Genomic DNA, 14,827 nt, shown 5'->3' with positions numbered 1-14,827 from the left:
CAAGCAAGCCAATGAGATTATACGTAAGGCTGCTGCTTTTTTCGCCCAGGCGGAGCTCGACCGCTGACTAAAATCATGATTCAATTCATCGACGATCATAAGAATAATTATGGGGTCGAGCTGATCTGTAGAGTATTACCGATTGCCCCGTCAACTTATTATCGTGCTCAAGACTTAAGCGACAACCCACACAAGCGTTCACTGCGCAGTCAGCATGACGACTATTATCTCAGCGAGATTAAACGTATTTGGCAGGACAGTAAATGCCGTTATGGTGTGCGTAAAGTCTGGCAGCAGATGAAAGCTGACGGGTTAAAGGTTGCTCGGTGTACCGTAGAGCGATTAATGAAGCAGTATGGCCTACAAGGCGTCTGGCGTGGCAAAGGCAAGATTACCACCAACAGCCGTGACGACCAAAAGCGCGCTGATGACTTAGTCAATCGTAACTTTAGCGCTTATCGTCCTAACCAGCTGTGGGTTGCAGATTTCACCTATATCAAGACGACAAGCGGCTGGGTCTATACCGCTTTTATTATTGATGTGTTTGCCCGTGCTATCGTTGGTTGGAAGGTATCTAATCGTATGAACACGAATATGGTGATGGCGGCTTTAAATCAAGCAATAGCAGATAGAAACCATCCCAAAGATGTGATTCATCACAGTGATCGAGGGGTTCAGTACTTATCCATTCGCTACACTGATAAGATGACGGACTCTGGCGTGATCGCCTCTGTTGGTACAACAGGCGACTCTTATGACAACGCATTGGCTGAGACGGTTAACGGGCTTTATAAGTCTGAGGTGATTGAGTATCTAAAAGAACAATGGCATGGCGTGAACGATGTTGAATTGGCAACCCTTGAATGGGTGGACTGGTTTAACAAAACCCGTTTGCATAGCACGATTGGATATGTGTCACCTTTTGAATTTGAAAAGCGGTATTATGATAATTTAACCCTGTCAGGCATTGCTGCCTGACTCAAGTAAAACACTCTCCGATAAAGTCGGGGCGGTTCAATCGTCCAGAATAAAACACTGATACCAAGTGCTTTGTGTAGGCTAATGTATAATGAGTTCTCATTATTTTGTAAAGCTGTAACTATAGAGTATCGGTATATAGAAACGATAATATAGTTGACACCATCAACTTTAATTTATATAGTTGCCTTAGTCAACTACATAAAGGTTTCTATATGACTAAAAATTTGATGAGTGAAACTCTACATCAATTGATGCACACCTATATCAATTTATTGCATCAAGGCATCAAACGACAAGAGCTTGAATTGACAGTAACGCAAATCAGAACCTTAAAAGTCGTATGTTATAACCCTCACAGCACTGCAAAATCAATTGCAGATTACATCGAGCGTGATAAAGCACAAATTACTCGGGCACTAAATGACCTTTTAGCGGCTGATTTAATTATTAAGACAGATAATCCGCAAGATGGTCGCAGTCAACTGCTCGAGCTAACGGCTAAAGGCAAGGAAGTTATGATAAAGCTCGACGCTGCAGAGGTGTGGACTAAAAACCAACTCACGCAGGATTTAACCACCGTTGAGCTTGCGCTATTCTTCCGAGTCAGTCGCGCCATGATAGATAATGTGAAGGATAGCCGTATCCTTGATAAGTAAAAGATACTGCTGATTTGCCGGACAGATTGCTTTACAGAATTAGAGCAATCGGCAGTAAATTCATAAAACCATAATAGTAAAAATCTTGTGACAACCTATAAAACATAAAAAATGGCAGAATTCTATGAATAATATAACCCGTCAAAAACCGGTGAAAGAAGTCATGACCGTCACCGCTAAACAACGATTGACCCCACACTATATTCGTATTCACCTTACAGGGCATCCTGACACCATTGCTAATATTGCGGCCATGACTATCGGGGTAAACAATAAAGTCGCCATACCAGTTGATAAAACCAAACCGCTCAATCTAGAAGATAAGTCTAGTTTTGTGATTCGCACCTACACCCACCGCGGCGTAGACGTTGAAAAACAACAAATCTGGATTGATTTTGTCGCTCATGGTGATGAAGCGCCCGCTTCGGGGTGGGCAACTCATGCCAAAGTTGGAGACGAGCTTGGGGTAATGATGAAGCCTAAGAACAAAGCGTTATTTCCAGTAGCAGATCACTTTTTATTGGTTGGTGATGCCACGGCTATCCCTGTGCTTGGGGCGATACTTGAAAGTCTGCCGAGTAGTGCGACTGGGCAATGTGTCATCGAAGTTCATGGTGAAGAGGACGAGCAAGACCTACCAACGTCAGCTAATATTGCAATGACGTGGTTACATAACCCGCATCCTATGCAAGGCAGTCAACTGGCCGCTGTGGTTAAGACGCTTACGCTACCAACTTCAGAAAACAGCCGTTTTGCTTACATTGCTAGTGAGTTTTCATCAGTTAAAGCCATTCGGCAATATTTAAAAGGTGAACTGGGATGGCGAAAAGACGAGCTATATGCCTTTTCATATTGGAAGTCGGGCGTTGCTGAAGACCAATCTGCGAGTGATCGACGGGCAGAAAAAGAGGCAGACTAAAAAATCATGACTAGAATAGAAGAAAGATAGTCAATAGACGATAAATATAGCCAGTTGCATTAGTGAGTAACATAGATATAGTCAACTCTAAATAAAATACAATTTATTTTATTCACTTTGTTCAAGATCTTTTAATATGGCGCACTCTGCGTTTTCATCACCTGAGCAATGATCAGCAGAAATCTGTAATAAGTTCACCATATCTTGCAACTGAGCTGTTTTTTGGTTTAAGGTTTCTATATGTTGCAGTGTCAACTGTTTAACATCCGCACTCTGCCGATCTGTATTTTTCCGCAAATCAAGCAACTCTTTCATCTGTTTGGAAGAAAAACCTAAATCACGAGCCTGTCTTAAAAAGCATAAGTCTTTTATATCTTGATTAGAGTAGATTCGATACCCTGAGTTTGAGCGTTTCGCGGTATCAAGCAAACCGATTTGTTCATAATAGCGAATCATTTTAGGAGAGATTCCTGATTGCTCTGACGCTTGACCGATATTCATGACTTTCCTCCTGATAGATAAAGGGGCAAAGCCAAACGACTACTTTGAATCGCGACTTTAACCCTATCTTAATATAATCTATGCTTTAATTGCTGGCACCTGAAAATACTTTAAGCGTAAGGCATTACCTAGTACAAAAACAGAGGATAGCGCCATTGCGCCTGCTGCAAAAATGGGTGACAACAAAATATCAAATGCTGGATACAAAACCCCTGCGGCAATTGGAATAAGAGCAACATTATAGAAAAATGCCCAAAATAGATTTTGTCGAATATTTTTGATGGTAGCCTGACTTAAAGCAATCGCATTAGGAACCCCTTGTAAACTACCTGACATTAACACTACATCTGCGGCTTCAATTGCCACATCTGTCCCTGTGCCAATTGCCAGTCCGACATCAGCTTGAGCAAGAGCGGGTGCATCATTAATACCATCACCAACAAAAGCCACTCGTCCATATTGTTGTTGCAGTTGACGTATTGCATCTACTTTTCCATCAGGCAACACTTCTGCGATCACTTGATCAATATGTAATTTTGCTGCAATAGCTTGCGCAGTATGCCGATTGTCCCCTGTAATCATTGCTACTTTTAAGCCCAGTTGATGTAAACCTGCAATCGCGGCATAAGTGGTGTCTTTAATGGGATCTGCAACGGCAATAATGGCTGCTAGCTTTTGGTCAATCGCGACATAAAGTGGGGTTTTACCTTCTTGTCCTAAGCGTGCAGCCTCATTTTCAAAAGGTGTAACATCAAGCTCTAATTGCTGCATATAACGATCAGCACCAATATGAATGGTTTGACCTGTCACTTCCGCTTTAATCCCTAGTCCGGTCACAGAGTCAAAGGCGGTAATCGGTAATAAGCTGATATTTTGTTGTTCTGCGGCTTGAACAATGGCTACGGCAATGGGATGTTCAGATTTTGCCTCAACCGATGCCACAATACGCAAGACTTGTTTATGTTGAAACCCTTGTTGGACATGAAAATCTGTTAAGGTTGGTTTACCTTCAGTTAATGTGCCTGTTTTATCGACAGCAATAACTTTAACTTCCTGTAAAGCTTGTAATGCCTCACCTTTACGGAATAACACGCCCATTTCCGCCCCACGACCTGTACCAACCATAATTGAGGTAGGGGTTGCCAATCCCATTGCACAGGGACAAGCAATGATTAAGACAGCAACGGCATTAACGAGACTAAACGTCAAAGCAGGCTCAGGACCAAGAACAAACCACACAGCAAAAGTCAGAGCTGCTAAGAACATGACCATGGGAACAAACCACATCGTGACTTTATCAACCAATGCCTGAATCGGTAATTTAGATCCTTGAGCCTGTTCAACCATGCGAATGATTTGCGCCAATACCGAAGAGTCGCCAATGGCCGTTGCCCGAAAATTCAAAGTTCCATTCTGATTGATCGTCCCTCCTACCACTTGATCACCCACTTGTTTTTTAACAGGAACGGGTTCACCTGTAATCATGGATTCATCAATATAGCTTTGGCCTTCAATAACTTCACCATCGACTGGCACACGCTCGCCGGGACGAATCTCAACGATCGTTTCTGTGGTCACTTCTGCAATTGGTATTTCAGTCACTTGCCCATTGTGGTGAACACGCGCTGTTTTTGCTTGCATACCCACTAGATGTTGAATGGCTTGAGAGGTACGTCCTTTGGCTTTTGCCTCAAAATAACGCCCTAATAAAATTAAGCTTACAATCACAGCGGCCGCTTCGTAATAAACATTCACAGTGCCCTCGGGTAGAACTTGTGGAATAAATGTTGCGACTAGCGAAAAACTATAAGCCGCCAGTGTTCCAACCGCGACCAATGAATTCATATCCGGTGCAAAACGCCATAATGCCGGAATACCTTTTTGATAAAAACGTCGCCCTGGAAAGATAAGAACCAGCGTCGTCAAAACAAATTGAATCAACCAGCTTTGTTGCGTGCCGATATTGTCCACGACCCACATATGAAAAGCTGGAATCATATGTGACCCCATTTCTAGAATAAAAACCGGAACGGCCAAAATCAAAGAGATGATTAAATCTCGTTTCAGCTGCTGCTGTTCCGTGGCTTTCTTGTCCTGTTGGTCACTTTGATCCTGCTCAACCAGCTTCGCATGGTATCCCGCTTTTTTAACGGCTTGAATCAAATCGCTGCTCTGTACTTGAGCGTTGCCTTGTACCCATGCGCGTTCAGTAGCAAGGTTGACGTTTGCTTGTTGTACGCCCTCAACTTTTTTTAAGGCTTTTTCTACCCGTCCAACACAGGAAGCACAAGTCATACCCTCAATGGGCAATGTTTCATTGTAAAGATAAGACTTAGTATTTTTTGAGTTCATAACACCCTCTATCATTTTCAATCTATTATCAATAGCATATAGGTTGACACGATGGTAAGGTCAAGCGTGTTTTTTTAAAATGTGTTTGACCTTACCATGGTGAGAAGGATTAAGCTTGGTAATGAAATGAAAATTATTTGGAGACAGGTTATGAACCTATTGATTGAAAATATGAATTGTGGCGGCTGTGCCCGTGGTGTGACAGCAACTATTCACGATATCGACCCAAACGCTAAAGTTGATATTGATTTAGCCACCAAAGTGGTCAATATCAAAACCATCGCCAGTATTGATCCGATGACGGCTGCTTTAGCAAAAGATGGTTTCCCAGCAAAGGTGCAATGAATGGGATTAATAAATAAAAAAGCAAAATAAAACTAAAGATACGCTAAAAAATTAATAAGGCATTATATGAATAATAACTCATCCATACCAAGTAATAACATGCTTGACGTGATAGGCAATACTCCTGTCGTTAAGCTTAATAAGATTCTGTCTCCTGAACATGCTGATGTATATGTAAAATTGGAATACTATAATCCAACTGGATCTTATAAAGATCGAATGGCTAAAACAATGATCGAAGAAGCTGAAAAGCGAGGTGCATTATCAGCGGATATGACGGTTGTAGAAGCAAGTGGTGGTATAGTCAAATGACTTCAAAAATGTTATAAAACAAATCAACTAAACGATTACCACTATAAATGACCATGACTTACTCCCTAGATTATCGCAAACAAGTCCTCAAAAGCTTAGATGAGGGCATGACTTTTGCCGAAGCTGCCGTTTTCTATGATATCAGTCCAACGACTATCCAGAAGTGGAAAAAACGTCTTCACAGCAAAACTACTCGAGATATCAAGCCCTACAAAATAGAAGATGAAGCCTTAGCTCAAGATGTCAAAGACCACCCTGACGATTATCACTATGAGCGGGCACAGCGTTTTAATTGTAGCCCAACAGGCATCAGTAAAGCCTTAAAGCGTATTGGTATTAGCAAAAAAAAAGACACTTGAGCATCCCAAAGCTTGCCCCCTAAAGAGAGCTAAGTATCTAAGAAAACTTAACGACTTCATCGCTCAAGGCTATCCCATTGTTTATATGGATGAGAGTGGCTTTGAGGCCGAGACTATTAGACTCTACGGCTATGCTGCCATCGGAACCCCTTGCATCGACCGCTATAACTGGCAAGGTAAAAAACGAACCAACGTCATTGGTGCTCTCTATGGCAAGATGCTGTTTGCGCTAGATTACTTCGAGAAGAACATCAATGGGGATATATTTTATGATTGGTGCAAGTACACGCTAATCCCAAACCTTAAGAGAAAATGTGTGATTGTCATGGATAATGCTAGCTTTCATAAGCGAGTCCAAAGACTACTCAACAGGCACGGTCACAGGCTTCTATTCTTACCGCCTTACAGTCCTGATCTAAATCCCATTGAAAAGAAATGGGCTCAAGTGAAGTTTCTACGTCAAGGTTGGATGGAAAACGACTTATCTAAATTATTTTATGATATTTGTCCAAGGCATAACTCTTTTATGATGCAGTGACTATAGTACTGGCTCATCACTTGCCTTTGTTTGTGCCGTCAAAGGCTACAAATTTAAGATTGTGTCATCAAATGCTTTTGCTTCAGAGAAATTAAAAACCATGGCAGCTTTTGGGGCTGACTTAGATCTCATATACAGTAAGTCAGGAAAAATTAGCGCAGATCTTATTCCTGATATGATTAGTAGGTCAATTGAATACGGAAAGAAAGAGAATTACTTTCTTACTGATCAATTTTCAAATTTAGATGCGCTACTAGGCTACGAGACGATTGGCCAAGAGATTGTTGAACAATTTCCTAAAGGCGTAGATGGATTTTGTGGTGCGGTAGGCGTTGCTGGTATGGTAATGAGTGTTGCCAAAATACTAAAAAAGATCAATCCTAATACTAAAATATGTGTACTTGAACCTGCAACCTCTCCGTTTATATCGAAAGGATATGCTGGTGAGCATCATGTAGAGGGAATTGGTATTGGCTTTAGGCCTCCTTTTTTGGATGATCATCTTTACGACGAAGCTTGGGGTATCTCTGAATCTGAAGCGCGCAATATGTGCAAAGAGCTAGCTGAAAAAGAAGGTATTCTTGCTGGTACTTCTACAGGGATAAATGTGGTAGCCGCAATCAAATTGGCTAAAGAATTAGGACCTGGGAAAACTGTCGTGACTGTTGCATGTGATACAGGACTTAAATATATGGCTGGTGGTCTATTTGATACTCAAATAGAACAATAGAATCCATTGTACGAGTAAGAAAAGCTCAAGATTTTATATGAACCGTCCCGGTATTGTCATTGTCGGAGACCTAATATTCTAAGAGAATACGACAATGAAAACACGACACTATACTTAATTACAAAAATAGGCGGTATAACATTAATGCTCATTGCCGTTCTATTGTTTGTAAGTGTGGTGCTTACTGTCTAAAAGCATTCGCTCGTTAATAAAAAACTGTCATAAAATTTTTAAATATCAGGTTTTTAGCTAAGTAAATCTGATAACCTGCCATAATTTCCTAGGCCAACGATATGACTCCTATATACACCGCATTGGCTGTACTGGTTGCCTTTATTTGGGGTGTGAACTTTACCTTTATTGCATGGGGACTTGAAAGCTTTCCGCCGCTAATGCTCACCACCCTGCGTTTTTTCTTTACCGCTGTGCCACTGGTTTTTTTTCTGAAGCCGCCCAAATTTAACCGTACATTATTTATTTATGCTATCGGTACGTTTGTCATGCAGTATGCTTTTGTATTTACTGCCATGCATTTAGGGGCATCAGCAGGGTTGACGGCACTATTGCTACAAACTCAGATTTTTATCACTGTATTGCTGGCGTATTTTATATTGGGTGAGGCAGTGAATCGCATGCAAATCATCGGTATGCTGGTCAGTGTGCTAGGGCTTAGCGTCATCGCGTTAAACCTTGGTGGTGATATGCCTTTGGCTGGGTTTGTCTGTATCTTGGTTGCGGCCATAGGCTGGAGCTTTGGTAACATTGCCTCAAAGCAGGCGTCAACACAAGCGACGCAGCAAGGATCAGACGTGTCTATTATTTCGTCTAATACTGGTAAGAATAAGGCATCCGCGTTATCTGCTCTCGCTCTGGTGGTTTGGGGTGGTCTGGTCGCTTGCGTGATTTTAACTCTATCTTCTCTCATATTTGAGACCGAGGCATGGCAACTGGCGACGTTTACCGAAGCATCGCTCAAGTCTTGGCTATCACTTGGGTTTATCGTGTATATCTCAACTCTGATAGGCTTTGGATTGTGGGCGCATCTGCTCAGTCACAATACTGCCTCTAAGGTTATGCCATTCGCTCTATTGGTGCCAGTATTCGGTATGATAACCTCAGTGCTACTCACAGGAGAGATTGTGACATGGTGGAAGATGCTGGCAATGATATTGATATTGTCGGGGTTGGTGCTAGCAAATATGAAAATGAAATTAGGAAGAAAGCGCCAGCCAATATGACGTTAGCTGTTCTTATTTCTATAACAGCGCTTATGGTAAATAAAAATAACTTGATCTACTATTCAAAAATTCACTGCATGTATACAACGAAGTACACTGAGAATATTTTCGGGAGCAAAAACGTTGATTTCATTAGCCTACAACCGAAGATTCCAGTCCACGCTAGGGAACCGAATCAGTGAAAGCACCTGATTGGTTCACCATAGGTATACCTCAGAGGGAGCATTTAAAACCGCCTTATTCTATCCAGAGTCATTTGTCATAACAAATTATAAGATTCAATGAAGCGACTATTTTCATACTCTCTCAGAGTTTTGAGTCACCGACAATCCCAGTGCGGTTCAGATTTTTTAAAATCATCGTCAGCAAAAGCAACAAAAAGAATAGAGACTGTAGTAGATAAACATTATTCTAGACTACTTTTATTTATCAATAGCATAATGCGACAATGTCTTAAGTATCAAATCATTGTTAACTTCTGAATGGTATATTTTGCGAAGTATGTGTTTTTAAGATTATTTAGGTGTATCGCTTTATATCAAGGTTCGACGATTAGGGTGTAGTGACATTACAGTATATTCTAAACTGAAGCTTGATAATCATTTAAAATCACAACTTCCTATTTATAAATGCATTGACAGTTAGCCTTATTAACGTAATAATAATCTAGATGTTAATGGTTATCAATAACGCTTAGGTGTTTTTAATTCACATTATCGATTACTAATTCTATCACCTTGCTTGGCTCGCAATACGTATTGATTAAACTTCTACTATTTTTATCTCTATTCTCCGCTACCTTATATTTTCAGATGCCATTTACTTGACGATTATATGAACTAACCGTTATGTGATTTTTTGGCTTGGATGACCCTTTATGGCTGAAACGCTTACTCGTTATGATACCAATAAAACCCCATTAGCCATTGCTGATAAAGCCATGTTTATTCACCATCTTAATGAAGAGCATCAAGATGAACTTGCGATGTTTATCAATGCCTTTACCTCTGCCTCAGTCGGCGAGTATGATATAGTATCGATAAAAGAGCTGTATCCTGACGGCCTTTTGTTAGATGTTATAACGATGAATCGGTATCAAAATAACTCTAATGCGTTAAAAGATAGCAGTTCTACAGATAACAGCCTCGCTGAAAACCTTTCTAGTGTTAATCATCAATACTTTATCAACTTTTTTGTGCCTATTAGTAACGCTGAAACACTACATGAGCAATATATAGCGTTATTACAGGCATCCGCTACTAAGCTTGGTAAGCGTACGATCAAGCTTCAAGAACAGCACTTTCGCGTGACTGATGGTTATTATGTCAGTCCTAATATGTATCGACTGGTGGTCACAGCACCCGATAATATCCCACTCAATCATCCAGGCTACGCGTATTTATTTGAGTTAAATGCTGAAGTTTTATCTACCATAAATGGTGAGTCAGAAAATAACGATAAACCTTTACAACGCTACTACACCCTGCGAAAAGCATGGCGAGATCCAATCCGCTTGTCTGTTCAAGCTTGGATAGATGTTTATATCCATGGCAACACGCCAGGTGGCAATTGGGCACGCTCTCTCGTCTGCGGCATGCCAATAAAAACGGTGCGCGATTATCCAGAAAAAATAGAACACCTCAGTGAGGGACAATGCTTATTGATTTGCGATGAAACCTCTCTACCTACCGTCGCCAATCTATTAGAAAACTGGCAAAATCCGTTGCCGCCCCTTGTCATTGCTATCACCGAAGATCCAGAAGATATCAGTTATTTACACACTCTCAATCTCTGTCAGCACTTAGGTCATGATGAGCGTTTTCTACAAGACAATCTACTTCATATCATTAAAACGCCAACAACCGATCTTTCTGAACAAATCATAAGCTTATTACATGCAAGGTTAACAACACTACCTCTTAAGATTGGCAAGGTTTGGGGTGCGCTTGAAGCAGCGGACATCAAATCATTAAGACAACAATTAAAGGTAACTCTTGGTTTATCTCGTCAAGATATGGTCATAAAAGTCTATTGGCGCGCTCAATAACTGCTTCAATTCCATAAATAAAATGAAAATCATTTGCATTAACCAGCTACTTTTCTTTAAAATTCCTCATTTACTTTCGACTGCTCACTATGATGCACATCAATAATTTAAGCCTAATTCGTCAAAAAAAAGTTTTGCTTCACCCGACTTCTTTTATCATCGAACCAAATAAACTTTATGCCCTCATTGGACATAATGGTTCTGGTAAATCTAGCCTTATAAAAGCCATGGCAGGAGAGATGACACCCACGCAAGGTGGCATTGAAATAGAAAATACAGATTTGCGAAGTCTTTCTGCTAAAAGACTGGCGACGCATCTTGCCTATTTACCGCAAAATCTACCTGATGCAGGTGCTTTTACGGTCTATGAGCTTGTGATGTTGGGCAGATACCCTCATCAAAAATGGCTGCAAAAGCCGACTGCCAACGATCATCAACAAGTAGAAAAAGCTATCGCCCTCACTCAAGTTAACGCCTTTAGAGACCGCCAAGTATCGACGTTGTCAGGTGGTGAGCGTGCGCGCGTCTGGTTGGCGATGTGCCTTGCCCAGCAGACAAAGTATCTTCTATTGGATGAACCACTAGCGGCGCTGGATGTGGTCTATCAAATAGAAGTGTTAAAGCTGATTCGTCAATTGGTCGATGAGCAAGGCTTAGGTGTTGTGATTATCCTGCACGACCTAAATCTAGCAGCAAGGTTTTGTGATGAGTTTATCGCCCTAAAACAAGGCAAGCTGTGCCATATGAATGATGTCAAACACACCATGGAAAAGGATGTACTGCGCTCAATATTTGGTGTCGATTTTACCCTACTAACCCATCCTACCACTACTCATAAAGTCGCAGTTATATGAAAGCGCTCACCTTTTCGTTCGGGCTATGTGTGGCATTATGCTCAAGTTTATTGTTAAGCAGTTGCCAGTCGTCTGACGCCACCTCACAAGCACCACAAGCGCCACAAGCAATGTCACCTCAAGAAAGTCAAAAAGCGCCTAAAGTCATGACGCCCGATTGGGGTATTGCGGCGACGCTGACTGCCATGGGATACCCACCAGTTGCTATGGGCGACAAACCTTTCTATAGAGAATGGGTCGGTAAGCCTCTTATACCCGATACGACTCTCGACGTAGGAACACGCTATCAGCCCAATCCTGAAATGTTCTCTCAATTAGATTTAGATTTGGTCATAGACAACGCTTTTTATGCGCACCTGCGTCCTATGTACGGCGATTTGCCTATCCATTCTATTGAATTGACCAGCCCTAACAAAATTGCAAAGTGGGAGGACTTTATAGAACCCACGTTAGAATTGGGCCGATCTATCAATAAACCGCAAGCCGCGCAAGATTATTTAAACACTAGCAAGAAACAAATCTTACAAGCGGGACAGACTTTTCATGCGCGTTATCCTCATGTCAAAAAATTGGCTGTCGTGCAATTTGCCGATACTAATAATTTGCGTATGTTTTCGTATAATAGTTTGTTTCAACCTGCTTTAGAGACGATGGGACTACAGCTAGTAGCGTTGGCAGATGGCAATCAATGGGGGTTTACGCCCATTATGCTAGGAGACTTAGCGCAGCTTAATGACGATACTTGCCTTGTGGTCGTTGAACCTCTTAGTGACCTTCTCAAACTTGAATTAGAAGACAGTTTAGTGTGGCAGCGCTTGGGTTATTCCTTTGATCAAGCGCATGCATCTAGCAAAAAAGGCCGCTGTATCGCCTTACTGCCTGCGACATGGAACAACAGTGGCGTGGCTTCTATGAATGTCTTGGCCGAGCGCTTAACGAATGTCACTTTTGTAGGCCATACCGATTTATGATGAATAAAAATAATTTTTTGTCAGCTAACCGTATTTATATGATGGTCGTTTTCTTAATGCTGCTAGCAGTAGTCAGCAGTTATGCAGTCGTACATCAGCTATGGCCTCTCGCTTTTTTAGAATTGTTCACCCCCTCATTTGAGCTATCACTTTCGGATATGAGTACCCAGCTACAAATCCTACCGACCATGTTGGTAGCATTGACCGCTGGTGGCCTTTTAGGATTGGTCAGTGTTTTATTACAACAGCTGGTAAAAAACACATTGGCCTCAGACACGACACTAGCAGTCGGTAGCGGTGCAAATATGGCGCTGCTCATTGTCACGTTATTCCTGCCTACTTTAGCGTTGGGGGGAAGTTTTTGGGTCGCTTTTATGGGCGCGCTTGGCAGTATGGCGATTGTTTTTCTTCTAGCTGCGCCTAGCCGCATGAATCCTTTGGTATTGGTGCTTGGCGGACTGGTAACCAATATTTTATTGGGCGCTATTACTGCTTTATTATTGATTTATTATGCTGAAGAAACCTTAAACGTCATGGTGTGGGCGGCGGGCAGTCTCACTCAGAATAACTGGCAAGTATCTGCCGTATTAAGCATCGCTAGTGTGATCGCCTTTATTAGCTTAATACCTTTATTAAAACCATTAGAAATAATGAGCTTAGATGATAGGCAAGCCAAAAGTTTGGGCGTTCCTATCAACCTCATTCGTGGATTGGTAGTGGGATTGGTGGCACTACTGACCGCCCTTGTCGTCAGTCGCGTGGGGCCTATTGGCTTTATTGGTTTAGGGGCTGCCACACTGGTGAATGTGTTTTCGGTACGGCGTATTGGTTACCGTTTGCTATTAGGTTATGTGTTTGGAGCGCTGTTGTTATGGATCACCAGTAATGCCACGACGCTGTTACAACATTATTTAAGCCTAAATATTCCTGCTGATGCAATGACGGCCATACTTGGTGCCCCATTGGTGATATGGTTAATCGTGAGCCAAAGTCGTCAACATACCGATGAGGTTATTCCGACTTTAGTTTCAGAACGCCGTGACACTCATTTAATGGGTTGGAGTATCGCCTTAATACTGTTGCTCATAGGCGTACTTATCTTTACGGCTACTTCAAATGGCTGGCAGCTTAGTACGCTAGGACATTTAATTGTTAATTTTAGATTGCCTCGTACGTTAAGCGCAGCCGCCACTGGCATAATGCTAGCCACTGCTGGCGTGCTGCTACAAACCTTAACACGTAACCCGATGGCTAGCCCTGAAGTACTCGGTATCAGCTCAGGCTCAGCGATAGGCGTGGTATTGGCCTTTGTTTTCCTACCCAGTTTTGGCTATACAGGTATTATATTATCAGGATTATTGGGCGCTTTTATTGTCCTTAGCTTGATCTTATGGCTTGCCCGTCGTATCAATCCAGCTTATTTATTATTAGTTGGTGTGGCCATTGCCGCATTGATGGGCGGTTTATTAAGTCTGGTAAAAATATCTGGCGATCAACGGTTACAAGCGGTGTTAAGTTGGCTATCAGGTTCTACGTACCTTGCCAGTCCAGAAACGGCATGGATTTTAGTAGGATTGGCTTTTATACTTTTTTTATTAAGCTTTATGGTGATCAAACCATTAGAAATATTGAGCCTAGGTAGCGGGATTGCCCGTGAGCTTGGGGTATCTTTGAGATTGTATCAAACCTTGATACTCATTCTTGTAGCTTTACTGAGTACGATATCAACGTTAGCAGTGGGACCACTCAGTTTTGTGGGTCTGATGATACCTCACCTCGCCAGCACATTAGGCGCGGTAAAGCTCAAACGTCAAATTCAACTGTCCGCTATCTTAGGCGCGGGCTTAATGGTCATAGCAGACTGGGTTGGACGCTATCTCATATTTCCCTATGAGATACCTGCTGGCACCATTGCTGCTATCATTGGCGGCGCTTATTTTCTATATTTGATGCGGCGTATTAGAGCGTAACCATATGGTTAATACTTCAATAACGACATGACAACATTATCGCTATTTAGGGCT

The 14,827-nt window shown here is 41.9% G+C and carries 12 protein-coding genes, 3 pseudogenes and 1 other annotated feature; of the genes and pseudogenes, 13 read left to right on the top strand and 2 right to left on the bottom strand.

Annotation, left to right across the window (positions count from 1 at the left end; translation table 11 throughout):
• The 3 genes and pseudogenes from ACT3SX_RS04705 to ACT3SX_RS04695 all read left to right on the top strand — a co-directional run.
• A pseudogene (locus ACT3SX_RS04705) lies at positions 1–978 on the top strand (IS3 family transposase); the annotation flags it as partial.
• Positions 34–150, top strand: a sequence feature (AL1L pseudoknot). (Overlaps the previous pseudogene by 117 nt.)
• Positions 979–1,193: 215 nt before the next feature.
• Positions 1,194–1,637, top strand: coding sequence for a MarR family winged helix-turn-helix transcriptional regulator (locus ACT3SX_RS04700; RefSeq protein ID WP_442068805.1), 444 nt, complete (start codon positions 1,194–1,196; stop codon positions 1,635–1,637).
• 124 nt (positions 1,638–1,761) lie between these two features.
• The gene (locus ACT3SX_RS04695; protein WP_192529926.1) at positions 1,762–2,556 is read left to right on the top strand and encodes a siderophore-interacting protein; all 795 of its coding nucleotides are present in this window, start codon (positions 1,762–1,764) and stop codon (positions 2,554–2,556) included.
• 108 nt (positions 2,557–2,664) lie between these two features.
• Here the strand turns inward: ACT3SX_RS04695 and ACT3SX_RS04690 are convergent, their stop codons facing one another.
• Positions 2,665–3,057 carry a MerR family transcriptional regulator gene (locus ACT3SX_RS04690; protein ID WP_192529893.1) on the bottom strand — a complete coding sequence of 131 codons (393 nt, stop codon included), beginning with the start codon at positions 3,055–3,057 and terminating at the stop codon, positions 2,665–2,667.
• Between the two features lie 78 nt (positions 3,058–3,135).
• Positions 3,136–5,367: pseudogene (locus ACT3SX_RS04685) on the bottom strand (heavy metal translocating P-type ATPase); the annotation flags it as partial.
• A 192-nt stretch (positions 5,368–5,559) separates the two neighbouring features.
• Between ACT3SX_RS04685 and ACT3SX_RS04680 the strand changes: the two are divergent.
• From ACT3SX_RS04680 to fhuB, 10 genes and pseudogenes are all read left to right on the top strand, one after another.
• Positions 5,560–5,754 carry a heavy-metal-associated domain-containing protein gene (locus ACT3SX_RS04680; protein WP_192529922.1) on the top strand — a complete coding sequence of 65 codons (195 nt, stop codon included), beginning with the start codon at positions 5,560–5,562 and terminating at the stop codon, positions 5,752–5,754.
• A gap of 66 nt (positions 5,755–5,820) precedes the next feature.
• On the top strand, positions 5,821–6,066 hold the full coding sequence (locus ACT3SX_RS04675) for a pyridoxal-phosphate dependent enzyme (protein ID WP_442068075.1): 246 nt from the start codon (positions 5,821–5,823) through the stop codon (positions 6,064–6,066).
• 47 nt (positions 6,067–6,113) lie between these two features.
• Complete coding sequence (locus tag ACT3SX_RS04670) at positions 6,114–6,425, top strand: IS630 transposase-related protein (protein WP_318779287.1); 312 nt, start codon at positions 6,114–6,116, stop codon at positions 6,423–6,425.
• Complete coding sequence (locus tag ACT3SX_RS04665; protein WP_442068077.1) at positions 6,397–6,963, top strand: IS630 family transposase; 567 nt, start codon at positions 6,397–6,399, stop codon at positions 6,961–6,963. The genes ACT3SX_RS04670 and ACT3SX_RS04665 overlap by 29 nt, the downstream gene beginning before the upstream one ends.
• Positions 6,964–6,979: 16 nt before the next feature.
• A pseudogene (locus ACT3SX_RS04660) lies at positions 6,980–7,693 on the top strand (PLP-dependent cysteine synthase family protein); the annotation flags it as partial.
• Positions 7,694–7,986: 293 nt separating this feature from the next.
• Entirely contained in the window at positions 7,987–8,931 is a 945-nt protein-coding gene (locus ACT3SX_RS04655) for an EamA family transporter (protein ID WP_192529816.1), read from the top strand.
• A gap of 877 nt (positions 8,932–9,808) precedes the next feature.
• On the top strand, positions 9,809–10,978 hold the full coding sequence (locus tag ACT3SX_RS04650) for a siderophore-interacting protein (protein WP_192529814.1): 1,170 nt from the start codon (positions 9,809–9,811) through the stop codon (positions 10,976–10,978).
• 89 nt (positions 10,979–11,067) lie between these two features.
• Positions 11,068–11,832 carry an ABC transporter ATP-binding protein gene (locus ACT3SX_RS04645; protein ID WP_192519865.1) on the top strand — a complete coding sequence of 255 codons (765 nt, stop codon included), beginning with the start codon at positions 11,068–11,070 and terminating at the stop codon, positions 11,830–11,832.
• The gene (locus ACT3SX_RS04640) at positions 11,829–12,803 is read left to right on the top strand and encodes an ABC transporter substrate-binding protein (RefSeq protein ID WP_442062713.1); all 975 of its coding nucleotides are present in this window, start codon (positions 11,829–11,831) and stop codon (positions 12,801–12,803) included. Before ACT3SX_RS04645 ends, ACT3SX_RS04640 begins: the two co-directional genes overlap by 4 nt.
• Positions 12,800–14,773 carry a Fe(3+)-hydroxamate ABC transporter permease FhuB gene (gene fhuB, locus ACT3SX_RS04635; RefSeq protein ID WP_192519867.1) on the top strand — a complete coding sequence of 658 codons (1,974 nt, stop codon included), beginning with the start codon at positions 12,800–12,802 and terminating at the stop codon, positions 14,771–14,773. The genes ACT3SX_RS04640 and fhuB overlap by 4 nt, the downstream gene beginning before the upstream one ends.
• The last annotated feature ends 54 nt before the right edge of the window (positions 14,774–14,827 follow it).

It is taken from the genome of Psychrobacter sp. AOP31-B2-9 (assembly GCF_052378005.1).
GTDB lineage: Bacteria > Pseudomonadota > Gammaproteobacteria > Pseudomonadales > Moraxellaceae > Psychrobacter.
Note: the sequence above shows the minus strand (reverse complement) of the source record. Positions and strands in the feature narration are given on the sequence as shown.